The sequence below is a fragment of the Lautropia mirabilis genome (assembly GCF_900637555.1).
Classification (GTDB): Bacteria; Pseudomonadota; Gammaproteobacteria; order Burkholderiales; family Burkholderiaceae_E; genus Lautropia; species Lautropia mirabilis.
Map to the genome: position 1 here is coordinate 2,239,723 of NZ_LR134378.1, position 25,715 is coordinate 2,265,437.

Below are 25,715 nucleotides of genomic sequence, written 5' to 3' on the forward strand. Positions count from 1 at the left end.
CGCGGCCGGCTATTGCCTGGCCCCGGGGTGTTCCGCCATATCCCCATTCCCAAAAAGATCCCGGAGTTTTCCCAAAATGGCTCAGATTGAAGTCAAGGTGCCGCAGCTGTCCGAGTCGGTGGCCGAGGCCACGCTGCTGCAATGGCACAAGAAAGTCGGCGACGCTGTCGCCCGTGACGAGAACCTGGTCGACATCGAGACCGACAAGGTGGTGCTGGAACTGCCTGCGCCGTCGGCCGGCGTGATCACCGACATCAAGAAGGGCGACGGCGCCACGGTCGTGGCCGATGAGCTGATCGCCATCATCGACACCGAAGCCACGGCCGGTGCGTCCGCGCCGCAGGCCGCTGCTCCCGCCCAGGTACCCGCCGCCGCTGCCCCGGCCCAGGCTGCCGCACCGGCCACCACCGGGGGCGCCGCCAGTGGCATCGCCATGCCGGCCGCTGCCAAGCTGCTGGCCGAAAAAGGCATTGATCCGGCCCAGGTGGCCGGCAGCGGCCGCGACGGTCGCATCACCAAGGCTGACGCCCTGAACGCCACGGCCAAGCCTGCCGCCAGCACCCCGGCGGCGCTGCCTGCCGTCAATGCCCCTGCAGCACTGCCGGTGGCCCGCACCCCGGTCGACCTCAATCGCGTGCTGGAAGGTCGTTCCGAGCAGCGTGTGCCGATGTCGCGCCTGCGTCAGCGCGTGGCCGAGCGCCTGCTCCAATCGCAGCAGACCAACGCCATCCTCACGACCTTCAACGAGGTCAACATGCAGCCGGTCATGTCGCTGCGCAAGAAGTACCAGGAGAAGTTCGAGAAGGAACACGGCGTTCGCCTGGGCTTCATGAGCTTCTTCGTGAAGGCTGCGGTCCACGCACTCAAGAAGTTCCCGATCGTCAACGCCTCCATCGACGGTAACGACATCGTCTACCACGGCTACTTCGATATCGGCGTGGCCGTCGGCTCGCCCCGTGGTCTGGTGGTGCCGGTCATCCGCAATGCCGACCAGCTCTCGTTCCACCAGATCGAGCAGACCATCGCCGACTTCGGCAAGCGTGCCCAGGCCGGCAAGATCGGCATCGAGGAGCTGAGCGGCGGTACCTTCTCCATCTCCAACGGTGGCGTGTTCGGCTCCATGCTGTCCACCCCGATCATCAACCCGCCGCAGTCGGCCATCCTGGGCGTGCACGCCACGAAGGAGCGCCCGGTGGTCGAGAACGGTCAGGTCGTCATCCGCCCGATCAACTATCTGGCACTGTCGTATGACCACCGGATCATCGACGGCCGCGAAGCCGTGCTGTTCCTGGTCGCCATCAAGGACGCGCTGGAAGATCCGGCACGCCTGCTGCTCGATCTGTAAGGGAGGAAGAACATCATGTCCCTTGAATTCGACGTCGTCGTGATCGGTGCCGGCCCTGGCGGCTACATCGCCGCCATCCGGGCTGCGCAGCTGGGCCTGAAGGTCGCCTGCATCGAGAAGTGGAAGAACCCGGCCGGCAAGAACGCACTGGGCGGCACCTGCCTGAACGTGGGCTGCATCCCGTCCAAGGCGCTGCTGGCCTCCAGCGAGTCCTACGAGCACGCCAAACATGGCCTGGAAGGCCACGGCATCACGGTCAAGGATGTCTCCATCGACATCAGGAAGATGCTGGACCGCAAGGACGCCATCGTCTCCAAGATGACCCAGGGCATCGAGTTCCTGTTCCGCAAGAACAAGATCACCTGGCTGAAAGGCCATGGCCGCTTCATCGGCCGCGAGGGTGAGGCGGTCCGTCTCGAGCTGCAGCCTGACGAGGGCGAGTACGAGATCATCCAGGCCCGCAACGTCATCATCGCCACCGGCTCGAAGGCGCGTCACCTGCCCAACGTGCCGGTCGACAACGTGCTGGTCTGCGACAACGAGGGCGCACTGGCCTTCGACAGCGTGCCGAAGAAGCTCACTGTCATCGGTGCCGGCGTCATCGGTCTGGAGCTGGGCTCGGTGTGGCGCCGCCTGGGCGCGGAAGTCACCGTGCTGGAAATGGCCCCGTCCTTCCTGGGCGGCTGCGATGCAGCCGTGGCCAAGGAGGCCGAGAAGATCTTCCGCAAGCAGGGTCTGTCCTTCGAGCTGGGCGTGAAGATCGGCGAGGTGAAGGTTGCCGCCGGCAAGAACGGCAAGGGTGGCAGCGTCACCGTGCACTATGAAGATGCCAACGGCAAGGCCCACAGCATCGATTCCGACCGCCTGATCGTCTCGATCGGCCGGGTGCCCAACACCGAAGGGCTCACGCTCGACGCCGTGGGTCTGGCCCCCGACGAGCGCGGCTTCATCCCCGTCGACGACGAGTGCCGCACCAGCGTGCCCAACATCTACGCCATCGGTGACGTGGTGCGCGGCCCCATGCTGGCGCACAAGGGCGAGGAAGAGGGCGTGGCCGTGGCCGAGCGCATCGTCGGCCAGAAGCCGCACCTCGACTACAACTGCATCCCCTACGTCATCTACACCTCGCCCGAGATCGCCTGGGTGGGCAAGAACGAGGCGCAGCTCAAGGCCGAGGGACGTGCCTACCGCGTCGGCCAGTTCCCGTTCATGGCCAATGGCCGGGCACTGGGCATGATGGCGGCCGACGGCTTCGTCAAGATCCTGGCTGACGAGAAGACCGACGAGGTCCTGGGCGTGCACATCATCGGCGCCGGCGCATCCGACCTGATCGCCGAAGCCGTGGTGGCCATGGAGTTCAAGGCCTCGTCCGAGGACATCGCCCGCATCTGCCACCCGCACCCGTCGATGTCCGAGGCGGTCCGCGAGGCAGCGCTCGCGGTCGAGAAGCGCGCACTCAACATGTAAGTGCCATCGGCTCGTCACACCATGCCCAACGTCATCGATCGCTACGAAGCCCGGCTGGCCGAGCGCGGCTATACCGCCGACTCGGCCCAGCGGGCCGCTATCGAACGACTGCAGAAGCTGGCCGACGAGCTGGCCAATTTCGACAACCGCCCCGGCGGCCTGTTGAAGCGGCTGATGTCGCGCGGCAAGGTACCGCCGCGCGGCGTCTGGATGTATGGCGGCGTGGGACGTGGCAAGAGCTTCCTGATGGACTGCTTCTTCGAGGCCCTGCCCACGCCCCGCAAGACCCGCCTGCATTTCCACGAATTCATGCGGGCCGTGCACCAGGAGCTGCGCACCCTCAAGGCCATGGCCAACCCACTCGACGAGGTGGCCCGCCGTGCTGCCGAGCGATACGCCATCATCTGCTTCGACGAGTTCCACATCTCGGACATCGCCGATGCGATGATCCTTGAGCGCCTGCTGCACGCGTTCTTCCAGCATCGCCTGGTCTTCGTCATGACCAGCAACTACGTGCCCGATGCCCTGTATCCGGACGGCCTGCACCGCGATGCCATCCTGCCGGCCATCGCACTGCTGAACCGGAACCTGGACGTGATGTCGGTCGATGTCGGCACCGACTACCGGCAGCTCACCATCAAGGGCGTGCCGGCCTACCTGTCGCCCCTCAATGACGCCAACCGGGCCGCCATGGAAGCCGCCTTTGCGCGACTCTCTGACGGTGGCGAAGTCTCGCCCGAGCTGATCGTCGAGAACCGCCCGCTTCGCGCCGTGCGCTGCGCCGACGAGGTGGTCTGGTTCGACTTCGACACCCTGTGCCGGACCGCCCGTTCGCAGAACGACTATCTGGACATCGCCTCGCGCTTCGATACCGTCATGCTGTCGGACGTACCGCAGATGGATTCGCGCATGGCCTCCGAGGCCCGGCGTTTCACCTGGCTCATCGACGTGCTCTACGACCAGAAGGTCAACCTGGTCATCTCGGCCGAGGTGCCACCCGACCAGCTCTACACGTCAGGCGCCATGGCCCACGAGTTCGTCCGCACTGCCAGCCGCCTGCACGAGATGCAGTCCGACACCTACCGCAACGAGGCGCGCCGCGCCCAGGCGGACCGGCTGGGCTGAAGGCACGGGCTCTTGCTGCCACAGTGGCTGTGCCCGGTCTGTCCTTTCCCGGGCCCATCCCTTTATCATCGGGGCCTTCCCGTTGCCATCCAGGCATCGTCTTGCCCGATACGCCTGCACCCACCTTGTCCAGCCCATCCACCGCCGAGGAAGCCGACACCGACGACGCACTGCTGGAAGCCACCCGCACCGCCTTCGGGCCCCGGGGTGCGCTGGCACGGCAGGATTCCGGCTACCGGCAGCGTCCCGGCCAGCAGGAGATGGCCGAGGCCATTGCCGATGCCATCGACGCCCAGGCCGTGCTGATGGTCGATGCCGGGACCGGCATCGGCAAGACCTTTGCGTACCTGGTGCCCGCGCTGCTTTCGGGCAAGCGCGTGCTGCTCTCTACCGCCACCCGCCAGCTGCAGGACCAGCTCCATCAGCGCGACGTGCCGCGCATCCGGCAGGCCCTGGGCAGCGATGCCGCCGTGGCGGTGCTCAAGGGCCGCGCCAACTATGTCTGCCCCGTGCACCTGTCGCGTGCGCTGCGTGACGGGCGCTTCCGTGATCCCCAGATCCCGGCGCGGCTGCGGATCATCGAGCGCTTTGCCGCCCTCAGCGAGACCGGCGACCGTGCCGGCTGCACCCAGCTCTCCGAAGAAGACCCCGCCTGGCAGTTCGCCACCTCCACCCGCGACAACTGCCTGGGACAGGACTGCCCGGAGCTGCGCCACTGTCCGTTGATGAAGGCCCGTCAGCAGGCCCAGAAGGCCGACGTGCTGATCGTCAACCACCACCTGTTCTGCGCTGACCTGTCACTCAAGGACGACGCCATCGGCGACTTCCTGCCCAAGGCCGACATCCTCATCTTCGATGAGGCCCACCAGCTGCCCGACATCGCCACCGAGTTCTTCGGCAACACCGTCTCCACCCGCCAGCTGCTGGATCTGGGGCGCGAGAGCCTGCGAACCGGCAACCAGGACGCCCCTGGTCTGGCCGACTGGCCCGGGATGTACCGTCAGCTGGAGCAGGTGGCCGGCCGGCTGCGGCTGGCCCTGCCGCCCGGCATGCTGCGTCTGGGGCTGGACGAACTTCAGGCTGCCGACGCCCAGGACGTGAACGAATGGCTGAGCGACGTGCTGCCCGATGTGGAGGAAGTGCTGGAAGACCATGCCGAGGCCCTGCGCCCGGTCGCTGCCGCCTCGGCCGACCTGACCCATCTGCAGGAGCGCACGCTGGAGCTGCTGGGCCGGCTGCGCCACTGGCACCGGGCCTTTGATCGCGCCTGCCATCCCGAAAGCCCCCCGGCCAGGCCCGATCCGCAGGAACCCGCGACTTCCACTGCGTCCGGATCCGAATCAGGTGGACGGGCAGGGGAGCCGGCCGCCTCGGTCTTTGCCGGCATCGCGGCCGAACTCACGCCCGCTTCACCGGCTGAGCCCACCGAATCTACCGACGACCTGATCCTCTGGGCCCAGACCACCGACAACCACGCCCAGCTGCGCACCACGCCGCTGTCGGTTGCCCAGCGCTTTGCCGAGCAGCGCGAGCACCTGGGCGGCACCTGGATCTTCGTGTCGGCCACCCTGGCCGTGGACGACAGCCTGGCGCACTTCGCCCGCCAGATGGGCATGCCCGAAGCCTGGCAGATGCAGGTGGCCAGCCCCTTCGACTATCCCCAGCAGGCAGCCCTGTGGATCCCGCGCGGACTGGGCAGTCCCACGGCGCCGGACTTTCCCGAGCGGGTGGCCCGCCAGGCCTGGCCGCTGATCCGCCGCAACCGCGGCCGCGCCTTCGTGCTGTGCACGACACTGCGCGCCATGCGCACCATTGCCGAGCAGCTGCGCGCCCAGGCCGGTGACGACATCGATGTGCTGATGCAGGGCGAAGCCCCCCGGCATGAACTGATGACGCGCTTTCGTGAGGCGGAGGCCGCCGTGCTGGTGGGGTCGGCCGGCTTCTGGGAAGGCGTGGACATCGCCGGCGACAAGCTCTCGCTGGTCATCATCGACAAGCTGCCCTTTGCGCCGCCCGACGACCCGATCTTCCGCGCCCGCAGCCAGGCCATGGCCCGCAGCGGCCAGCATGCCTTCCGGGAACTGGCTCTGCCGCAGGCCACGCTGGCGCTCAAGCAGGGCGCAGGTCGGCTCATTCGGACGGAGACCGACCGGGGCCTGCTGGTGATCTGTGACGAGCGCCTGCGCACCCGCAGCTATGGCGCCCGCATCCTCTCCAGCCTGCCCCCGTTTCGGCGACTGGAAAGCTTCGAGGAGGCGCTGGACTTTCTGGCGGAGGATTGACCCCACCAGACCGGCTTCAGATGCCGGGCACCCCTTGCATCGGGTTCGGCGCCGGCGCACTGCCGGAATCGCTGCCCCCCAGGTCCGGGTTCTGGCGCAGCGACTCGGGCAGATCCGGAATCAGCGGAGCCGTCTGCAGGGGCGCCATGTTGGCGTCAGCCGGCCGCACCGTGTTCGGATCCGGATCCTTCGGCTTGGGGAAATTCTTCAGATAGGCGCTCTGGGGCCAGGTGCGCGCCAGCACCCGCACCGTGTCGTCACGCAGGTCCGGCAGGTTCAGCCGATCATACGAAGTGGCCAGGATGTTCAGTGCATCCTCGGTGGCCGGCGTGCCCTGGTAGGAAGACAGCACCCCCTGCGCCCGGTTGGCCGAGGCCACATAGGCCCCGCGGCTGAGGTAGAAGCGCGCCACGTGCACCTCGCCCGAGGCCATGCTGTTGACCAGGGAGCGCATCCGCGCAATCGAATCCTCACGGTAGCGGCTCTGCGGGAAGCGGTTCACCACCTGCTGGAAGGCGTCATAGGCCTCGCGCGTGGCCGCCAGATCGCGCTCGGAAGCGTCCTGACCCGCCCAGCGGGCAATCAGCCCGGTGCCATTGCTGAAATTCACCAATCCCTTCAGGTAATACGCATAGTCCAGCCGCTCGTGGGCCGGATGCAGACGGATGAAGCGGTCGATGGCGGAGAGCGCCTCGGCCCGGTCGCCTTCCTTGTAGTGCGCCCAGGCGATGTCCAGCTGCGCCTGCTGGGCATAGCTGCCGAACGGGTAGCGCGATTCCAGCCGCTCCATGCCCTTGATGGCACTGGTCCAGTTGCCCGCATCCAGATCTGCCTTGGCATCGGCATACAGCTGCTCAGCCGTCCAGTTCGTGGTGGGGTCCTTGTCGGTGGCTGCACAGCCCGCCAGCAGCACACCTGCAGCCACCACCGCCAGCCAGCCCGAGGCACGGCGTGCCGTGGCCCTGCCGGCATGAGCTGCGCGGGCGCGCTGCATCCGGTCAGCCGTCATCCCGGCGGCACGAAGCCCCCCGAGACCCGTCTCCGGCGCTGCGTCCGCATCATGCTGCCTTGCCATCTGCCTGCTGCCTTGCCACATCCGAACATTCCTCCGAATAAGCGGCCGATTATAGACAGCCCCCCAGCCGCACGCGCAAAACGCCCTGTCGCCCGGGCAGCCACGAAGCGTATCGGATGGTCACGGCCTGCCTTCACGCCATCCCGACACCGCCTCTTGATGACTATTGACTACACTAGACGCCATGCCGGCCGAAAGCGCACGAGCCGCCAACCCGCCCGGCCCGGCATCCTTCAGCTTCCGGCCGTTCCCGCCGCCGCACCATCATCATGAGCCTGTCCGACGACCTCAGCACCGAATCCACCCCCGACACGCTCCTTGTCATCGATGCCCGTGAGGGGCAGGGCCAGCGGCTGGACCAGTTCCTGACCCGTTATCTGCAGGAACGGCTCGACGGCATCTCGCGCACGCGCATCCAGCGCTGGATCGCCCTGGGAGCGGTGCGTGTCGACCAGCAGGTACGGCTGCCTTCGCTGCGTCTGAAGGGCGTCGAAAGCATCGAGGTCGAACCGCAGCCGCTGGAAAGCGACACCGCCTTTGCGCCCGACCCGGTGCCGCTTGCCATCGTCCATCAGGACGCCGACATCACCGTCATCGACAAGCCGGCCGGGCTCGTCACCCATCCCGCCCCCGGCAACTGGCGCAACACCCTCATGAACGGCCTGCTGCATGCCGACCCGAAGGCCGCCCGGCTGCCACGGGCCGGCATCGTCCACCGGCTGGACCGCGACACCAGCGGCCTGCTGGTCTGCGCCCGCAGCGAACGCGCCTTTGCCAGCCTGACCGCCCAGCTGGCCAGCCGACAGATGGGACGACGCTACCTGGCCATCGCCTGCGGCCAGACGCCGGCCCAGGGCACCGTCGAGGGCAACATCGGCCGTGACGAACGCAACCGTCTGCGCATGGCCGTCGTGCAGCCACCTGCCGGCAAGCCGGCTCGCACCCATTACCGGCTGCTGGCCGCCAGCCCCGATGCCGAGGCCGCCGCCATTCTCTGCAAGCTGGAGTCCGGTCGCACCCACCAGATCCGCGTTCACATGGCCCACATTGGCCATCCGCTGGTGGGCGACACCCTGTACGGTGGCAAGCCACTGGCCGGCTTTGCCCGCCAGGCCCTGCACGCGTGGCAGCTCCAGCTCATCCATCCTGCCACCCAGCAGTCGCAGGTGTTTGTTGCCCCCATCCCGCCCGACCTACTGACGCTGGCTGCCGAGTTGCAGATTGCATTGCCCGCCCAGCCCCCAGCCGCTTCATCGGAAGGGGCCTGAAGGAACAGAGCCATGACGATCTCCCTGAACGACGACCACGCCTTCCTGCCCATGCCGTCGGTACCGCACCCTTCGGTAGGCTGGACCTTCACCCTGCGCAGCGGCGGCGTGAGCCAGGGACCGTGGGGGGCCTGCGCCAATTCCACAGACAACGTACCTCGGGAAGCTGCTTCACCAGTACCCCCTGACGGGCAGGGGCCCCTGCAAGCAGAAGCCTGCCCACAAGCTCCGTCGTCCGGTCCGGCGGCGTCCAGCTCTACCGGACCGGCTCCGGGTGGCCTGAACCTGGGCATTCACTGTAGTGATGACCCAGACGCCGCACACGAGAACCGCCGGCGGGTGGAAGCCATCATTGGCCAGCCCATCTCGTGGCTGAAACAGGTCCACGGCATCCGTGTGCTGGATCTGGATGAAACGCATCCCGATACCGACGCATCCCGAGGGACGAACCGCCACGCTCCTTCGCCGGAACCGCAGCCCCATGCCCAGGGAACATCGGCCAGCGCGGACATGAGCCCGGCGACGGATACCCCAGTCCCCGAGCCGGAAGCCGACGCCCAGATCACCACCCGGCCCGGCATCGCCCTGGCCGTGCAGGTGGCCGACTGCCTGCCCGTGCTGCTGGCCGACCGACAGGGCAGGGTGATCGGCGCGGCCCATGCCGGCTGGCGCAGCCTGGCGGGCGGCATCCTGCAGGCCACCGTCCAGAAAATGCGCCAGAAAGTGCCCGATGCCGACATCGTGGCCTGGCTGGGCCCCTGCATCGGTCCCGCCGTCTTCGAGGTGGGCGACGAGGTGCGCGCCGCGTTCATCGCCGCTGCTCAGGACATGGCGACCCACCTGCAGGGCAGGCCGTCCGTCCAGGAAGACGCGCAACACATGGCGCGCGCGGAATCCGCCTTCCAGCCCGGCAGGAAACCCGGCAAATGGCTGGCCAACCTGCCGGAACTGGCCTGCCAGCACCTGCACGCACTGGGCATCACCGACATCCACACGGCCGGAGCCTGCACCTTTTCTGATCCCGTGCGCTTCTGGAGCTATCGCCGCGACCAGACTTGCGGGCGCATGGCCGGGCTTGTCTGGATCAAGCCCTGACGGAAGTCCCGAGGCGTCCTGACGCTATCGATCGGATCCTTCCGCATCTTCCGTAGCGGCCGCCGCTTCCTTCTGCGCTTCTGCTGCCTTGCGCCGTGCCCGCCGGGCTGGCGTGTTCAGCAGGTACACCACCACCGACAGTGGCAGCACGCCGTAGAGCAGGAAGGTCATGACGCCCGCGATGACCGAGTGTTCGGTCATCGACATCAGGATGACCACGTAGAGCCAGGCAATGATGATGATCAGCATGCCTGCATTGTGCCGCGTCCGGGCGCCCCACGGACATCCCGCACGGGCCGCCCATGGTCCGCATCCAACACGCAGCGAGCCCCGCGCCACGGACAAGGCATGAACCGCCCGGCTTGCCCCTGACATCAGCCGGTCTTCATGGTTTTCCCCATCCGCTGAACCGTGGTGAGGGTGTGTGTCAGCGCCTACAATGAACCGGAAAGGCCACGCCCGGGGACACAGGGCGAAACAGCACCCCAAGGAGACCGATCTTGGCCACGACCTCGCCATCCGCCCGGAAGCGCAAGAAGCCCCGCGCCGGGACGCCACCGCAGCAGGCCAAGCGCCCGGACACCAAGGCCACCGCGCCAACCTGGCACATCGATCCCGAGGCACTGTCCGCCCTGCAGGCCGAGTTCATGCAGCGCTTTCAGGCACAGCTGAATCAGCAGATGTCGGGCGCTGCCCCCGAGCTGGGCAATGACCGGCGCTTTGCGGCCGAGGCCTGGCAGAAGCAGCCGCTCTTCGGCTGGCAGGTGGCCTGGTACCGCTTCCATTCGGAATTCCTGCAGCGCTCTGCCGCCCTGGTGCAATCCGATGAACGCACGCAGGATCGCCTGCGCTTTGCCGTGCAGCAGTGGGTCGATGCCGTCTCACCCGCCAACTTCCTGGCCACCAATCCGGATGCCCAGCAACGGATGATCGAGACCCAGGGCGAGAGCCTGCGCCAGGGCATCCAGAACCTGCTGAACGACCTGCAGCAGGGCCGCATCTCGCAGACTCCAGCCGATGCCTTCGAGGTCGGCCGCAACGTCTGCACGACCCCCGGCACCGTCATCTACCAGAACGAGCTCGTCCAGCTCATCCAGTACCAGCCCGGCACACCGTCAGTCGGTGAACGGCCGCTGCTGATCATCCCGCCTGCCATCAACAAGTACTACATCCTGGACCTGCAGCCGAGCAATTCCTTCATCGGCCATGCGGTTGCCGAGGGGCACACTGTCTTTGTCGTCTCGTGGCGCAACATCCAGGATCCAGGCTGCACGCTGGGCTGGGACGACTATCTGCAGAAGGGCATCGTCGATCCCATCCACGTCGTGCAGGCCATCAGCGGTCAACCGACCATCAACCTGCTGGGCTTCTGCATCGGCGGCACACTGCTGTGCACTGCGCTGGCTGCGCTGGCCGCCAAGGGCGAGAAACCCGCTGCCTCGCTCACGCTGCTCACCACGCTGCTGGACTCCACCCATCCGGGCGTGCTGGGCATCTTCATCGACGAGATGCAGCTGGCCCTGCGAGAAGGCACCATCGGCCAGCGGGGCATCATGCCCGGCAAGGATCTGGCGCTCACCTTCAACTTCCTGCGGCCCAATGAGCTGGTCTGGAACTATGTGGTGGGCAACTACCTGAAGGGCGAGACCCCGCCGCCCTTCGACCTGCTGTACTGGAACTCGGACAGCACCAATCTGGCTGGCCCCATGTTCTGCACCTACCTGCGCCATCTGTACCTGCAGAACGAACTGGTGCAGCCCGGCGTCTTCCAGAGCCTGGGGGAAGCCATCGATCTCCGGCGCATCGACGTGCCCACCTACGTGCTGTGCGCCCGCGAGGACCACATCGTGCCCTGGCAGGGCGGCTACGAATCGGCCCAGGCGCTGGGCGGCAAGCCGCGCTTCGTGCTGGCCGCCAGCGGCCACATCGCTGGCGTCGTCAACCCGCCCGCCAAACAGAAACGCAGCTACGCCACCGGCCCCGACATCGCCGGCCTCACCCCCGAGCAATGGCAGGCGCAGGGTGAAGAACATGCCGGCAGTTGGTGGCCCGACTGGTATCAGTGGCTGGAAAGCTACCAGGGCAAGGCCGTACCGGCCCCCACCGCGCCCGGCTCCGCGCAGTATCCCCCCATCGAGCCGGCACCCGGCCGTTACGTCAAGGAGAGGATCTGAATCATGGCACAGCGCATCGCTTACGTGACTGGCGGCATGGGCGGCATCGGAACCGCCATCTGCAGACGTCTGGCGCGGGAAGGCCACATCGTCATTGCCGGGGCCGGCCCCAGCCGTGACACCCGCGCCTGGCTGGACCAACAGAAGGCAGAGGGCTACACCTTCCATGCCTCGGTCGGCAACGTCGCCGACTGGGACTCCACCGTTGCCGCCTTCGACCGGGTCAAGGCAGAATTCGGCAACCCCGACATCGTCGTCAACAACGCCGGCATCACCCGCGACGGGCTCTTTCGCAAGATGTCGGTCGAGGACTGGCGCGCCGTCATCGACACCAACCTCAACTCCATGTTCAACGTCACCCGTCAGGTCATCGACGGCATGCTGGAAAAGGGCTGGGGACGCATCATCAACATCTCCTCGGTCAACGGCCAGAAAGGGCAGTTCGGTCAGACCAACTACTCCACCGCCAAGGCCGGCCTGCACGGCTTCACCATGGCCCTGGCCCAGGAAGTGGCCAGCAAGGGCATCACCGTCAACACCGTCTCGCCCGGCTACATCGCCACCGACATGGTGAAGGCCATCCGTCAGGACGTGCTGGATCGCATCGTGTCCACCATCCCCGTGCGCCGCCTGGGCGAACCGGCCGAGATTGCCTCCATCGTGGCCTGGCTGGCCTCCGACGATGCCGGCTTTGCCACCGGCGCCGACTTCTCCGTCAACGGTGGCCTGCACATGTGTTGATGGCTTCTGGAGCCACCGGATTCACCCCCGGCAGGCGCCCTGACCAAGCAGGTATCATGCCGTCAACGACGACAACCCATCCAGCAGTGGAGCACCCGATGGCCCCCACGACCAGGCTGATCAAGAAATACCCCAACCGCCGGCTCTACGACACGCAGACCAGCGCCTACATCACGCTGGCCGACATCAAGCAGCTGGTCCTGGATGGCGAGAGCTTCCAGGTGCAGGACGCCAAGACGCAGGAAAACCTCACCCGCAGCATCCTGCTGCAGATCATCCTCGATGAGGAAGCCGGCGGCGCACCACTGTTTTCCGAGCAGATGCTGGCGCAGATGATCCGCTTCTACGGCCATGCCATGCAGGGCATGATGGGCGCCTATCTGGAAAAGACCCTGCAGACCTTCATCGAAGTGCAGAACCGCATGCAGGCCCAGTCACGGAACCTGTACGAAGGCCAGGGCGTGCCCAGTGCCGAACTCTGGACCCAGTTCATGCAGGGTCAGGCGCCGATGATGCAGAGCATGATGAGCAACTACCTGGAACAGAGCAAGAACCTGTTCTTCCAGATGCAGGATCAGATGCAGCAGCAGGCCCGCAGCATGTTCAGCAGCTTCCCCGGCGCCTTCCCGATGGGGCAGGAGAGCAGCAGTTCCCAGGGCTGGCCGGACGCCGAAAAGCGGCCGCACAAACCCACGGGCAAGAACGAGAGCTGAAAGAAGCACCCAACCGCCCATCGACACGGCGTGACCAGACAGATACGGGACCGTCCAAACCGTACAACAACCCATCCGGGGCTGCCGCTGCCCCGCATATGATGGGCGCGCCGTGTTTGCGCAACGCGCACGAAGCCCCCTGGACATCATGGACGACCTCATCCAGAAGCTGGATTTCTCACCGGATTCATTCCGCTACTATCTGACCTATGTGCTCGTCTTCGTGGGGCTCTTCAATCAAAGACGCTTCCTTATCAAGCACATCCCGGCGAAACATGCCGCCGGGCTGATCAAGGCCATGGGGATCATCATGGTGCTGATGGTGATCATCCCCGTGCTTCTGGCAGGTTACCTGTTCCTTGCCGGCTGAGCATGCAGGATGCTTCGGCATGAGCCAACGGTTTGACGGGACGCTTCCGTCGCCAGGGAGCCGACCAGCCGATACCTGACTGGCCGACTCCGGGGCTTCATCCAATCACCGGAACACCATCCCGCCATCGATCAGGATAGCCTGACCCGTCATGTAGTCGGAATCCGGCGAGGCCAGATAGTGCACGAGCGAGGCCACGTCGTGCGGCTCCTGCGGGCGGCCCATCAGGATGCCTGACGAGAAGCGCTTGAAGGCCTCACCCGGCGCCCAGCCGTGGATCTTGCCCATCTCCTCGTCGATGCGGTCCCACATCCGCGTGCCGGCCACACCCGGGCAATAGGCATTGACGGTGATCCGGTGCGGCGCCAGCTCCTTGGCAGCCGCCACCGTCAGCGCCCGCACCGAGAACTTGCTGGCGCAATAGATGCCCAGCAGGTCATAGGACTCATGGGCGGCGATGCTAGCGGCGTTGATGATCTTGTAGATGCGGTCGCCGCCCTGTTTCTTCATCTGCTCGGCCGCAGCCTGAATGCCCCACAGCACGCCCTTCACGTTGATGTTGAAGACGCGGTCGAAATCGGCCTCCGTCACCCGCTCCAGCGGCATCACGTCCTCGACGCCCGCGTTGTTGACGAACACGTCCACCTGGCCGAAGGTGTCCACGGCGTGCTTCACCAGCCGGAACTGGTCATCCCGCCTGGACACATTGCCCTGGAAGGCCGTCACCGGCACGCCGGCGGCCTTGAATTCGGCCTCGGTCTTCTTCAGCGTGTCGGCGTTGATGTCCGACAGTACGATCCTGAAACCATCCTTTCCAAGGCGCTGGGCAATCCCCTTGCCCAGGCCATCGCCAGAACCCGTGATCACGGCAACTTTTTCAGTCATGGTCGGTGTCTCCTTGCTGAGGGTGGAAAGCCGACAGATCGCAGGACCAGACCCCGGATGCGCAACGAGCGGCCAAGGCCCGCACGTTGGCCCCGACAGGACAGGCACCTGGACCATGTCGGACTCCTTGTCATGATGACTGATCGTGCGCGTTCGGTTGCCATACCCGGGTCCGCCGTGCCGGTATGCGTCACCGTGTCAACCCTGCTGACATACGGGGTATCATCCGGGTCTACCCGTATCCTCCCCGCCATTCGTCATGCAGGAAACCCGGCTCTCCCGCCAACCGGCCGCCGAAAAGGCCGTCACCGCCGCCGCCATCGGCCAGAAACTTGATGCCCCCAAGGCGGCTTCCACCGCCATCAGCCAGCACGCCCCCAGCGTCGGCTTCGTCTCGCTGGGCTGCCCCAAGGCACTCGTCGATTCCGAGCGCATCGTTACGCAGCTGCGCGCCGAGGGCTACCAGATCTCCAACCAGTACGAAGGCGCCGACCTGGTCGTGGTCAACACCTGCGGCTTCATTGACGAAGCCGTGGCCGAATCGCTCGATGCCATCGGCGAGGCGCTGCACGAGAACGGCAAGGTCATCGTCACCGGCTGTCTGGGCGCACGCACCGGGCAGGGCGGCAAGGACAGCAACCTGGTGCGCGAGATTCACCCCAGCGTGCTGGCCGTCACCGGCCCCCATGCGCTGGAAGAGGTGATGGCCAATGTCCACCAGCATCTGCCCAAGCCCCATGATCCCTTCAGCGACCTGGTGCCGGCAGGCGGCATCAAGCTCACGCCGCGCCACTATGCCTACCTGAAGATCTCGGAAGGCTGCAACCACCGCTGTTCGTTCTGCATCATCCCCAGCCTGCGCGGCGATCTGGACAGCCGCCCCATCGGCGAGGTGATGCGCGAGGCCGAGAATCTGCTCAAGGCCGGCGTGAAGGAGCTGCTGGTCATCTCGCAGGACACCAGCGCCTACGGGGTGGACCTGCGCTACCGCACCGACTTCGTGGACGGCCGCCCGGTAAAGACGCGGCTGTTCGAGCTGTGCCGCGAACTGGGCCAGCTGGCCCGGCAGTACGGTGCCTGGGTCCGGCTGCACTACGTCTATCCCTATCCGGCGGTGGACGACGTGCTGCCGCTGATGGCCGAGGGACTGATCCTGCCGTACCTGGACGTGCCGCTGCAGCACGCCCATCCGCGCATCCTGAAGCTGATGAAGCGCCCGGCCAGTGGCGAGCGCAACATCGAGCGGATCCAGGCCTGGCGCAAGGTCTGCCCGGAACTCACCATCCGCTCCACCTTCATCGCGGGCTTCCCCGGCGAGACCGAGGAAGAGTTCCAGTATCTGCTGGACTTCCTGGAGGAAGCACAGCTGGACCGCGTGGGGTGCTTTGCGTATTCGCCCGTGGAAGGGGCTGCCGCCAACGATCTCCCCGATCCGCTTCCCGACGAGGTGCGCGAGGAGCGTGCCGCCCGGCTCATGGAAGTGCAGGAGGGCATCAGCGAGGCCCGCATGGCCCGCAAGGTGGGGCAGACGCTGGAGGTGCTGGTCGATGCCATCGAGCACGATCCCGAAGAGGGATGGTGGCGGCTGGTGGGACGTAGCCAGGCCGACGCCCCCGAGATCGACGGCCAGGTCTACGTGGAGCTGGACGAAGCACCTGCCGACGGCACGATGGGTCCCGGCACCTTCGTGCGCGCCCACATCACCGACTACGATGCTCATGACTTGGTGGGAGAACTGGCCCCGGACGCCTGATCGCTCACGGCACGCTGGTCAGCCCGGGAATTCGTGCTCTGAAACTGTCCTTCCGCCAGCCTGTGCGAAAGCCATCGCGATGCCCCGTGCTGCGCCATTCTGGCGGGCAGCATCGTTTCGCGGTTCCTTCCGAAGAGCGGCCCTTACTGAAGAGGCGGGCGCAGCCACGCGCCCCGCACCTCGATCCGGCGCGCATCCAGCACGCCGCCTCGGGCATCGCGCAGCGTGATCGTGTGCCGGCCGGGCAGGGGTATCCAGCCCACGCGGGCCCCTTGTCCAACCGGCTGGTCATCGATGAACCAGTACAGTTCCGTAGGCGTACCGTGACTGGCTTCCAGCCGCAGCTGCTGGTTGGCCGGCGGGATGTCAGGATCCAGCGCAATGACGGTGCCCGGTGCCGGCGCAACGATGCGTGCGGGCAGGGCGGACGGATCATGGTCCTGCCACCCGGCGTGCGCGCCGTCGCCTTTCCCCGTGCGTGTGTCGTTTGACCCCGAAACCATGGCCGGTGGGCTGAAATGCCGCTGCTCGGTGCCTGCCAGAAACCACTCCTGACGAGGTGCCTCGATGCCGGAGCGCTCGGTGGCATTCGCCCCCTCATCATCCACCGTACCTGCACGCCTTGCTGGCAGCGCCTGGGCACTGGCCTCGTTCAAGCCGGCCATTTCTGACTCACCGCCAAAATCCACCTGCTGCCGCACCACCCCGTCCGGGGGCGAAGGCGCTCGGCTGATTTCGTGGCGATGCAGCTCGCGCATCAACGTGGCCCAGACCGGAGCCGCACCGCTGGTGCCGCTCACGTCGTGCATGGGCGCGCCGCTGGCGTTGCCCACCCAGACCCCCACCGTGTAGCGCTGGCTGTAGCCCACAGCCCAGTTGTCCCGCATGTCCTTGCTGGTGCCGGTCTTCACGGCGCTCCAGAAGCGTGTGTCCAGTACCGAATCCAGCCCGAACGTGGGCAGGCGTGCATGACGATCGGACAGAATGTCACTGATGATGAAAGCCGCTCCGGCATCCAGCGTCTGATGGCAGTTTTCCGGCAGCCACTGCCTTTCTTCATCGTCTGTTTGGATGGACGCATCACGGAATGATGATGACGCGGGTTTGGGTGCGATGGCAGGCAGACCATCCGCATGTTCAACCGGACCTGTCAGCGACGAGGGTGCCCCACGCCGGTGCGCTTCGGGGAGGAGATGCACCGGACACCACTGTCCGCCATTGGCCAGCGCTCGATAGGCATTGGTCAGTTGCAGCAGGCTGACCTCGGCACTGCCCAGCGCAAGGCTGTAGCCGTAGTAGCCGCTGCCTTCCGGAAAGCGCATCCCCAGCCGCTGAAGCTGACGATGGAAGGCATCCGGCGAGACCATCACCAGCGTGCGCACAGCCGGAATGTTGAGCGACGACCCCAGTGCCGTGCGCACCGAGACCCAGCCCTGGTAACGATGATCGTAGTTCTGCGGCATGTACAGGCCGCTGGCCGTAGGAAGATGAGCCGGCGAATCATCCAGCAGCGAAGCAGCCGTCAGCCGATGCTCGGCCAGTGCTTGCGCATACAGAAAAGGCTTCAGCGCACTGCCAGGCTGGCGTCGTGCCATCACGCCATCCACCTGCGCCGCCCGGCTCAGGCTGCCGCTGGACCCCACCCAGGCCAGCACGTCGCCGCTGGCGTTGTCCAGCACCACCACGGCACCGTCCTCGACGTGTCGGCCCTGCAGCTCGCGCAACTGTGTCCGTAACGTGTCAATGGCCAGGCGCTGAAGGGGGCCATCCAGCGTGCTGCGCACCGTGGGGTGGCCGTCATGGAGAGCGGTCACAGTGTCCTCTCCGGCCCCGCCGTCGGAAAGGGCTGTGTTCAGGTCTTCATTCACGTGACGGATCAGGCGCTGTGCCAGGTGCGGTGCCACACCCTCGCTGGGCACCCAGTCACGGCGATGCAGCGTCATGCCCGCCAGCACATCCACCGACAGGCACTCCGCTTTGGGGTCCTGCATCTGCTGAAGCAGACGGCAGGCACGCTCTGCCACCCGGGAAGCCGGAGCATTGGGCGCACGGATGAGCGCAGCGGCCAGCGCCGATTCGGGTGCATTCAGCGCAAGGGCCGACTTGCCGAACAGGGTGTGCGAGAGGGCGTCAATGCCGACGATCTCGCCGCGAAACGGCACCAGATTCAGGTAGGCTTCCAGAATCTGATCCTTGCGCCAGCGGGTTTCCAGTTCCCGGGCAGCACTGGCCTGCGCCCACTTCTGCGACAGGCCGCGCGCCTTGCTGGTCGGTCGCTGCAGGGCAGGGTCCAGCAGACCGGCCAGCTGCATCGTCAGCGTCGATGCGCCGCGCGTGCGTTCGTGCCACAGGTTGCCCCAGGCGGCTGCCGACACGGCCCACCAGTCCACGCCGCTGTGTTCATGAAAGCGCCGGTCCTCCGACAGCAGCAGGGCCATCCGGAGCGCAGGCGAAGTATCGCCCAGTGCCACCCAGGCGCCTCGGCGCACCTGAAAGTCGGTACGCAGCCGGTGCAGGACTTCGCCATGACGATCCAGCAGCAGCGTCTCGGATGACCGGAAGCTGCTGCGAACCGTCTCGAAGTCCGGCAGCGTCCGGTCAGGCTCGGGACCGACGGAAACCGCCGCTGCAGACGCCATGCCAAGCCCCAGCAACAGCCCGGCGGCCCAGCGTCCAGACACCATGCGTCTCCTGCGGGTCAACGCGTCGCTCCCTCCGTCCGGGGAGACGATGCCGATGCATCGTCCGCATCCTGCACCGTGATCGTTGCATTGGGCAGCTCACCGAACATCTCGGGCGCATAGAGTGCCTCGACTCGGGTGGGTGGCAACTGGAAGGTGCCGGGGTTGTTCACCCGCAGCGTGTATTCCATCGATGTCCTGCCGGCCGGCACATATCGGTAATAGCTGCGCAGCCACTCGAAACCGCGCTCCTGATAGGCCAGCCAGCCGTCGCCGGTGTCCTCGTCCTGCGTGGCCAGGGCAGAATCACGGCCCAGTCCGCTGCCCAGAAGGGTGGCCCCGGCCGGTACCGGGTCGGAAACGGCCACCCATTCCATCGGTGCGCTGGCTTCGATCTCGAGCCGCACCCGCAGCACGTCCCCCCGCGCATGACGGCCTGCCGGCAGCGTTGGCACATGCGCCGTCATCGGCACGACGGTCCGGCGGATCCGATAGCCCGCAAAGAAGGGCTGGGTGCGCGGCACCGCCGCCAGCGACTGCAACGTCAGCCACGGGCGACCACTGCCCTGATGGAGTACCTCCAGACGGTCTGAAGATTCCACGGAAGCAGCCGGCCTGCCACCACGCGCGGCACCACGGGGGGCCGACGACGAGGTGGCCGATGCGGCCTCAGCCTGCCTTGCGCCATCACCGATCGTGGCGGGCCAGGGCAGGAACAGGCTGCCGTCCATCCGCTCATCGGCCCACGCATGCTGCACGTCATGGCTGCCCAGATGTGCCTTCGTGACGCCGTTGACGGGCGCATCTTCCTGCTGCCGGCCAAAGCGAGCCACCGCCAGGCTGCCCCACAGGTTGGCCGTGGTGCTCTGCCAGGCGCCGCGCTGCTGCCGGGCCAGCAGGCCCGTCACGATCCGTCCCAGATCCTCCTTCCAGGCCGGATCATCCAGCACGGCCAGCAGCAGGCGCGCCGCATCCACGTCCCCGTTGCCCATGCGCCACCAGCCGTCACGCTCCGCGTCCGCCTGCAGCACGATGCGGCTGCCCTGGTACGAGACCCGGGCACGCAGCGCCTGCAGGGCGTCACGCAGCCGCTGCGCACGTGCAGGCGCCTGCGGCACACGCTGCAGGATGCCGATCCAGTCCAGCAACGCAGCCGTTCCCATGCGGACGGGCGCGATCTCCAGCCCATCCAGCATGGCAGGCCGCACGGCATCATGTCGGGACAGGGCTTCCAGCGCCATCAGGCGCATGTCCTGCCGATAGCGGGACATCCAGCTGCCTTCCCGCACGGAAAGCTTGCCCTCTACGAACATCGTCAGTCCGCGAATCATCTGCTCCCGCGTAGCCTGCGGCAACGCAAAGATGGCATCCAGCCAGGACGCCTCATGCGTGGCCGACAGCAGCCAGGCCGTCAGCAGCGGGCTGCCGCTGTCGCTGCCCCCACGCAGCGGGAAGTAATCGGCCAGCCCCTGGTCATCCAGGTAGGTGGGGATCTTCTCCAGAATCTCCCGCCACATCACCGCATCGTGCAGGCCGATCGCCTTGCTGGCTTGCTGCTCCAGACAGGAATACGGATAACGCTGGAACCAGGCCTGTACCGCCGGCAGACCGTCGTACAGCCGGGACCGCAGGTTCAGCTGCAGCCCGCCGCGGCCGGGCAGGGTGCTGGCCGGGGGTGCCACCGCCATCGTCGTCGGCTTCTCACCCAGCTGAACCAGCGTGGCCTGCTGCACCGACACTGGCGTGGCAGCCACGATGCGCTGGTTCACCTTCAGCACGTCACGGGCAGCTTCCAGTTTGTCCCCGGTTTCCCGGGCCTCCACTTCCCAGAGCATCTCGCCCGGGCGCAGTTCGGCCAGCGTGGTCGGTGCGGTCACCTCCCACCACACCTGACGGGCCGCCTGGGCGGGAACCTGAACGACCTGCGGCTCCAAAGTCAGCAGCGCGGCACGAGGCGCCACCTGCACCGTCATCGGGCGCTGCGTGGTGTTGCGTACCGTGAAGCCGGCCTGGAAGCGGTCGCCGGTACGAACCAGCGGCGGCAGGCCACTGATCAGCTGCAGATCCTGCGCCGTGCGGATGTGCGTCTGGCCCGTCCCGAAGTACGAGACGCCGCTGTCAGCCACGGCCACGACCCGGAATGTGCTCAGCGCATCATTGAGCGGCACCGTCACGCGCGCCTTGCCCTGCGCATCGAGCTGCACCTTCGGCTGCCACAGCAGCAGCGTGTCCAGCAGCTCGCGCACCGCACCGCCCGCACGGGCGGCCGTCGTGCCATCACCGCCCGGCGGCAGCGCCTTGCGGCCATAGTGCCGGCGCCCGACGATCTCCATCTGCGCGGTGGCAGTCTCCACCCCCCAGGCGCGGCGCGACAGCATGCCTTCCAGCAGTTTCCAGCTGGTGTTGGGCAGAAGCTCCAGCAGCGCCTCGTCCACGGCGGCCACCGCCACCTCGGCATGCGCAGCCGGCCTGCCATCGGGCAAGGTCACCACAATGTCCACCTGGGCGTGCCCCCGCACGGGATAGCTTTCCCGATCGGCCTTCAGCTTCACATCCAGCCGGTGCTGCCGATCCCCCACGCGGATCTCGGCCATCCCGAAGCGGAAGGCCGGCTTGCTCAGGTCCACCAGCGGGGTAGGCGCCTGGTACTGGCTGTCGTCCTGCCACCAGGCATCCCACCAGCGGCCCGGGTGGCGCCAGCCCCAGCCAAAGAAGCTGTACCAGGGCACGTCACGCAGCCGGCCGCGCAGGGCCAGCACGCTCACATAGACGTTGGGCGTCCAGCCTTCCTCCACCTTCAGGCTCACCGTCGGGTCATCGCCCTTGAGTTCCACCACCTGGGTGCGGATGATGCCTTCGCGCTCGACGGCCACCAGAGCGGTTGCCTCACGGAACGGCATGCGGACCTGGAAGCGCGCCGTCTCGCCCGGGGCATACACGCGCTTTTCCGGGATGATGTCGATGCGGTCATGGTTGCCGCCCCCGAACCACCATTGCGACTGGTCGGAGACCCAGAGCGTCCTTTCGACCACGCTGGCATGCCCCTCGGCATCCCGGGCCACGGCCTGTAGCTGCACATCCCCAGCCTTTTCCAGGGTCACCTGGCAGTCCAGCAGTCCCTGCGCATCGCTCTTGCCCTGGCAGAGCGTGCCCAGCGCCTGCGTCTCGACGTGGCTGTCATAGACATAGAAACCACCCACGATCCGCTTGCGGCTGCTGTGGATGGTCTCCATCCGGGCCGTCAGCGTCAGCGGCACGCCGGCCCGGGGCTTGCCATCCGTCCCCAGCGCCAGCAGCTGCACGGCCAGCGGCTTGCCGACCGACACCCCGCTCTCGGCCCGCATGCCGACCTGCACGGCAGCCGGCCAGCGTTGTACACGGCCACGCAGGGTCTGGATCTCGCCGTTCGGATCGGCATAGCTGGTTTCCACCGTCAGCGTCTGCGGACGGTGGGAGGCGGGCAGCGGCAGCGTCAGCAGGCCATGGCCCTGCGCATCCAGCATGAGCGGAAGCCGGTTGGCCACCAGGCGATCCTCCGGACCACGGGATGCCTGCGCGGTGTCCGAGTCCTGAGTGGCGTCCTGATCGTTCTCCTCCGACACCGCGGAGGGGCTCCTGGAGGGCGAATCGAAGTCAAAGGCCTCATACCCGGCAAACTCGGGCGTCCGATCCTCCAGCATGGCTGATACCTGCACCGGCATGGCGGCAGCCGGGCCGCCGGCCACGTAGTCCAGCTGCATGTCCACCCGGGCATCCTGCCCGGCCACCAGCACATTGGCCTGGTCGCTGCCTGCGGTGGGCCGGACCAGCACCGACCCCCGGTAGACGGGCAGACGGAAGTCCTCCACCCGGAAGGTGCCGCTTTCCAGCTCGATACGCTCGTCCTCACGGGTCAGCGTGATCCGATACTGCCCCAGCCGTGCACCGGGCGGAATGGCAAACTGGCTTTCAGCACTGCGCCCGCCGGTGGCCGTGCTGCGCCAGGTCAGCGGCTGGGTGAAGCGCTGATCGCTGCCCACGTGCGTGATGACCAGCGTGTCCGGCAGGCTGTCGGGAAGCCCGAACCCCCGGGCGTCATCAGCGCCGGCATCGGCAGGAGGCGAAGCGGTTCCGGCCACTCCGGCCTTGGCATCTGTCAGCCCCAGTCCTTTCTCGGTCCGGATGACATGCTTCATCGAGAGCGTCTCGCCGGCACGCAGCAGCGTGCGATCCATGACTGTATGCGCACGCACCTCCGGCTCACGCGCGCTGGACGTGGGGACGTCGAAACGCCACGGCTCGATGCCTTCCTGCCAGCTGCTCCAGACAAAGCTCATGTCCTGCACGCCATGATCCTCGGCCCGGGCGCTGACGAAGTAGCCCGACATGCTGCCGCTGCTGTAATCGTTCTCTCCACATTCCCCGGAGAACGGCTCCAGACCCGGGAAGCGGGCCACCCCCTGAGCATCGGTCGTGGCTTCTGCCTGCAGCTGCCCATTGCAGTGCGTGACCCGAACCCGGGCATTGGCCACCGGCCGCCCCTGGTCCAGCGTCGTCACCCAGGCCAGACCGCCGTCACGTCCCTGCTTGAAATGCACCCCCAGGTTCGTCACCAGCACCGCGGTGCGCACATACATCGTGCGCCTGTCCCCATAGCCGGCGTTCAGCAGGGCCTGGCCCAGCTGGCTGGAGGCCACTTCCAGCACATGGAAACCGGGTGACAGGGGAATGCCCAGGACCTCGAAGGGGCGAACATCGCCTTGCGGCATGTCCGGAAGCGGCTGCGACTGCACCTGGGGCAGGTTCTCCAGCAGCGAGACCATGCGCGCTTCCACGTAGTCGGCATCGTCATCGGGCAGGGAAGCGGGCAGCGTGTTGCGGGCGTCCTGCGCCGCCACGCGGCGGTTCACCACGCCCTCATCGTAATGGTTCACCCGACGCAGCCAGCGGATGATCTCGCCATCTTCCCGGGCCTGCAGCTGGCTGAGCTGCAGCCGGGCACCGCCCAGCGCCTGGGGTGTTGCACGACGGGTCGCATCCTGCGCCGGCTGAAGGTCCCGCACGGCCAGATCCGCCTCCACACGCCGCACCGTCAGGGGCAGCAGGGCCGGGCCATCCGGTCCCTCGGCAAAGCGCTCGACAATCCCGAAGGGGGCCGTGCCGAACTTGGCCAGCGGCGGCAATGCCGCCGTCCGGATGGACAGCGGGAAACTGGCGGCATTGCGCAGCGTCCGGCCGCTGGCGTCGTGCAGGTCGTCGGGCATCACCAGCGCATAGGTGGTCTGCTCGGCCAGCGGCGCGGCAAAGCGCAACGACTCGACCACCCCATCCCCGGCCTTCGCCGGATCGGCGGCCTCGAAGCCTTCACCATCAGGACCAGGCCACTGCGGGCGCAGCTTCTGCCCCCCCGCCTGCAGATAGACCTGGGCCGCCAATGCCTTCGGAATGGGCGCGCTGAAGTTCACCGTGATCGGCCGGATCGGCATGCAGCCCGCCTGGGCATTCTCGCGCTCGCAGCTCATCTCCGCCGTGAACGGCTGGCGCACCTTGAAGTCCATGCGCTGCACCTGCGTGTTGGTCATGCCGTTGGCCAGCGCCACACCCCGGTCGAAGACCAGCGAGACCTCGGTGCCCGGCGTGAAGCGGCGCTGACATTGCAGCACGGCCAGCGTCGTGGTGGCCGTGCCTTCACCGGCTGCCGCATTCCCCCGTTCGGATCCACCGGCAGGCTGTTCACCCGACGCATACCGCAGGCCGGACAGGATGGCCTGGCGCCGTTCGCCCTCCACCAGGCGCACCGGCACCTGCTCGCCCAGATCGGGCTGACGGCACCAGACATGCTGCTTCAGGCTGGCTATCGTGGCCGGTGCATCCAGGCGCAGCACGAACACCTGATCCTCTTCGATGGTGTCGCCTTCCCAGGGGCGGACCCGGTCGATGCGCGGCCCGCCTGTGTCGAACGCATGACGAGAGGGCTTCAGCAGGACACCGGATGGCGTCCGGTAATCCGGCCGAGTGGAGACCTGGCAACGGACACCGGCAGGCAAGGGCGCCGGAAAGTCCTGCACCCATTCCTGGGGCCCGGTCCAGCGACCGCTGCCCAAGGGTGAAGCCGGCGGTGATGACGATGCGTCCGGCCCGGCATCCGGCAGCCCCGAACAGCTGAGCCGCACGGGGCTCTCGGCCCCCGCGTCGCCAAATCGGGCGGCCGGCGCGTCGAACTTCACCACCATCTGCCGCGGCCGGTACACCTCGCCCTGCGGCGAGATGCTGAGGATGGCAGGACGGGCAGGGGCGTTTTCTGTCGATGTTCCTGCCGTTCTGGCGGCGGTCTCTGCAGGTGCGCCGGCCGCAATTCCCGTGACAGCCGCAGTGGCATCAGCCACATCCACGGCGCGAGCCGTCGCTGCCTCCGTGGTGCTGGCCGGGGCCGTCATCGCCTCGCTGGACGAGGGATACAGCAGCGCTGCCATCAGCCCCGCCACCAGCCAGGCATGGCCACGTTGCGCGATTCCCGGCCCGGCATCCTCCCCGGGAAAGCAATGGGCAGGCAGGAGGAGGGACGGCTTGGACTTCATGGCATCGACCACGCAAAGGAGGGTCCGTCGATGTTACGAAATGTAAGGCTCCCCGGTAAGCCGGATTGGTGGAATTGAGACGTCCGGGGCAGCCCGAAAGGCAACACGGAATGAATTACCATTGAGGTTTCTGCCCGCCCCAGGCGGACATATTCCAATAACAGGTCCCGGACCCATCACACAG

16 protein-coding genes are annotated in these 25,715 nt (G+C 66.9%); 11 read left to right on the plus strand and 5 right to left on the minus strand.

The genetic code is table 11. The features are described from left to right. The first annotated feature begins 76 nt into the window (after positions 1 to 76). From odhB to yoaA, 4 genes are all read left to right on the plus strand, one after another. The gene (odhB, locus tag EL249_RS09165; protein ID WP_005672942.1) at positions 77 to 1,345 is read left to right on the plus strand and encodes a 2-oxoglutarate dehydrogenase complex dihydrolipoyllysine-residue succinyltransferase; all 1,269 of its coding nucleotides are present in this window, start codon (positions 77 to 79) and stop codon (positions 1,343 to 1,345) included. A gap of 15 nt (positions 1,346 to 1,360) precedes the next feature. Further along, positions 1,361 to 2,812 (plus strand): dihydrolipoyl dehydrogenase, encoded by a 1,452-nt coding sequence (gene lpdA / locus EL249_RS09170; protein WP_005672940.1) that lies wholly within the window; start codon positions 1,361 to 1,363, stop codon positions 2,810 to 2,812. A gap of 21 nt (positions 2,813 to 2,833) precedes the next feature. Further along, positions 2,834 to 3,937 (plus strand): cell division protein ZapE, encoded by a 1,104-nt coding sequence (gene zapE, locus EL249_RS09175; RefSeq protein WP_040529738.1) that lies wholly within the window; start codon positions 2,834 to 2,836, stop codon positions 3,935 to 3,937. 101 nt (positions 3,938 to 4,038) lie between these two features. Further along, entirely contained in the window at positions 4,039 to 6,219 is a 2,181-nt protein-coding gene (gene yoaA, locus EL249_RS09180; protein ID WP_170169605.1) for a DNA repair helicase YoaA, read from the plus strand. Positions 6,220 to 6,235: 16 nt separating this feature from the next. Here the strand turns inward: yoaA and EL249_RS09185 are convergent, their stop codons facing one another. Further along, positions 6,236 to 7,294 (minus strand): outer membrane protein assembly factor BamD, encoded by a 1,059-nt coding sequence (locus EL249_RS09185; protein WP_232002005.1) that lies wholly within the window; start codon positions 7,292 to 7,294, stop codon positions 6,236 to 6,238. Between the two features lie 269 nt (positions 7,295 to 7,563). On the opposite strand from EL249_RS09185, the gene EL249_RS09190 reads away from it, so the two are divergent. After that, positions 7,564 to 8,562, plus strand: a complete 999-nt coding sequence (locus EL249_RS09190) for an RluA family pseudouridine synthase (protein ID WP_005672934.1) — start codon at positions 7,564 to 7,566, stop codon at positions 8,560 to 8,562. A 12-nt stretch (positions 8,563 to 8,574) separates the two neighbouring features. Then, positions 8,575 to 9,657 carry a peptidoglycan editing factor PgeF gene (gene pgeF / locus EL249_RS09195; RefSeq protein WP_005672933.1) on the plus strand — a complete coding sequence of 361 codons (1,083 nt, stop codon included), beginning with the start codon at positions 8,575 to 8,577 and terminating at the stop codon, positions 9,655 to 9,657. Positions 9,658 to 9,681: 24 nt separating this feature from the next. Here pgeF and EL249_RS09200 read toward each other — a convergent pair whose 3' ends face one another. Continuing rightward, on the minus strand, positions 9,682 to 9,906 hold the full coding sequence (locus EL249_RS09200) for a hypothetical protein (RefSeq protein ID WP_005672932.1): 225 nt from the start codon (positions 9,904 to 9,906) through the stop codon (positions 9,682 to 9,684). 251 nt (positions 9,907 to 10,157) lie between these two features. Between EL249_RS09200 and EL249_RS09205 the strand changes: the two genes are divergently transcribed. The 4 genes from EL249_RS09205 (at position 10,158) to EL249_RS09220 (ending at position 13,655) form a co-directional block, all read left to right on the plus strand. Further along, a complete protein-coding gene (locus EL249_RS09205) occupies positions 10,158 to 11,831 on the plus strand; it encodes a PHA/PHB synthase family protein (protein WP_005672931.1) in 1,674 nt (557 codons plus the stop codon). Positions 11,832 to 11,834: 3 nt separating this feature from the next. After that, positions 11,835 to 12,572, plus strand: a complete 738-nt coding sequence (gene phbB, locus EL249_RS09210; protein ID WP_005672930.1) for an acetoacetyl-CoA reductase — start codon at positions 11,835 to 11,837, stop codon at positions 12,570 to 12,572. A gap of 98 nt (positions 12,573 to 12,670) precedes the next feature. Next, positions 12,671 to 13,285: a polyhydroxyalkanoate synthesis repressor PhaR gene (gene phaR, locus EL249_RS09215; protein ID WP_005672929.1), complete on the plus strand. Its 615-nt coding sequence runs from the start codon at positions 12,671 to 12,673 to the stop codon at positions 13,283 to 13,285. Positions 13,286 to 13,433: 148 nt separating this feature from the next. Further along, entirely contained in the window at positions 13,434 to 13,655 is a 222-nt protein-coding gene (locus tag EL249_RS09220) for a hypothetical protein (RefSeq protein WP_005672928.1), read from the plus strand. A gap of 105 nt (positions 13,656 to 13,760) precedes the next feature. Here EL249_RS09220 and EL249_RS09225 read toward each other — a convergent pair whose 3' ends face one another. Next, entirely contained in the window at positions 13,761 to 14,540 is a 780-nt protein-coding gene (locus EL249_RS09225; RefSeq protein WP_005672926.1) for an acetoin reductase, read from the minus strand. Between the two features lie 259 nt (positions 14,541 to 14,799). Between EL249_RS09225 and rimO the strand changes: the two genes are divergently transcribed. Continuing rightward, entirely contained in the window at positions 14,800 to 16,293 is a 1,494-nt protein-coding gene (gene rimO / locus EL249_RS09230; RefSeq protein WP_005672924.1) for a 30S ribosomal protein S12 methylthiotransferase RimO, read from the plus strand. Between the two features lie 143 nt (positions 16,294 to 16,436). Here rimO and pbpC read toward each other — a convergent pair whose 3' ends face one another. Together pbpC and EL249_RS09240 are read right to left on the minus strand one after the other, a co-directional pair. Further along, on the minus strand, positions 16,437 to 18,977 hold the full coding sequence (gene pbpC, locus EL249_RS09235; RefSeq protein WP_005672923.1) for a penicillin-binding protein 1C: 2,541 nt from the start codon (positions 18,975 to 18,977) through the stop codon (positions 16,437 to 16,439). Between the two features lie 14 nt (positions 18,978 to 18,991). Next, a complete protein-coding gene (locus EL249_RS09240) occupies positions 18,992 to 25,531 on the minus strand; it encodes an alpha-2-macroglobulin family protein (protein WP_005672922.1) in 6,540 nt (2,179 codons plus the stop codon). Between the last annotated feature and the right edge of the window lie 184 nt (positions 25,532 to 25,715).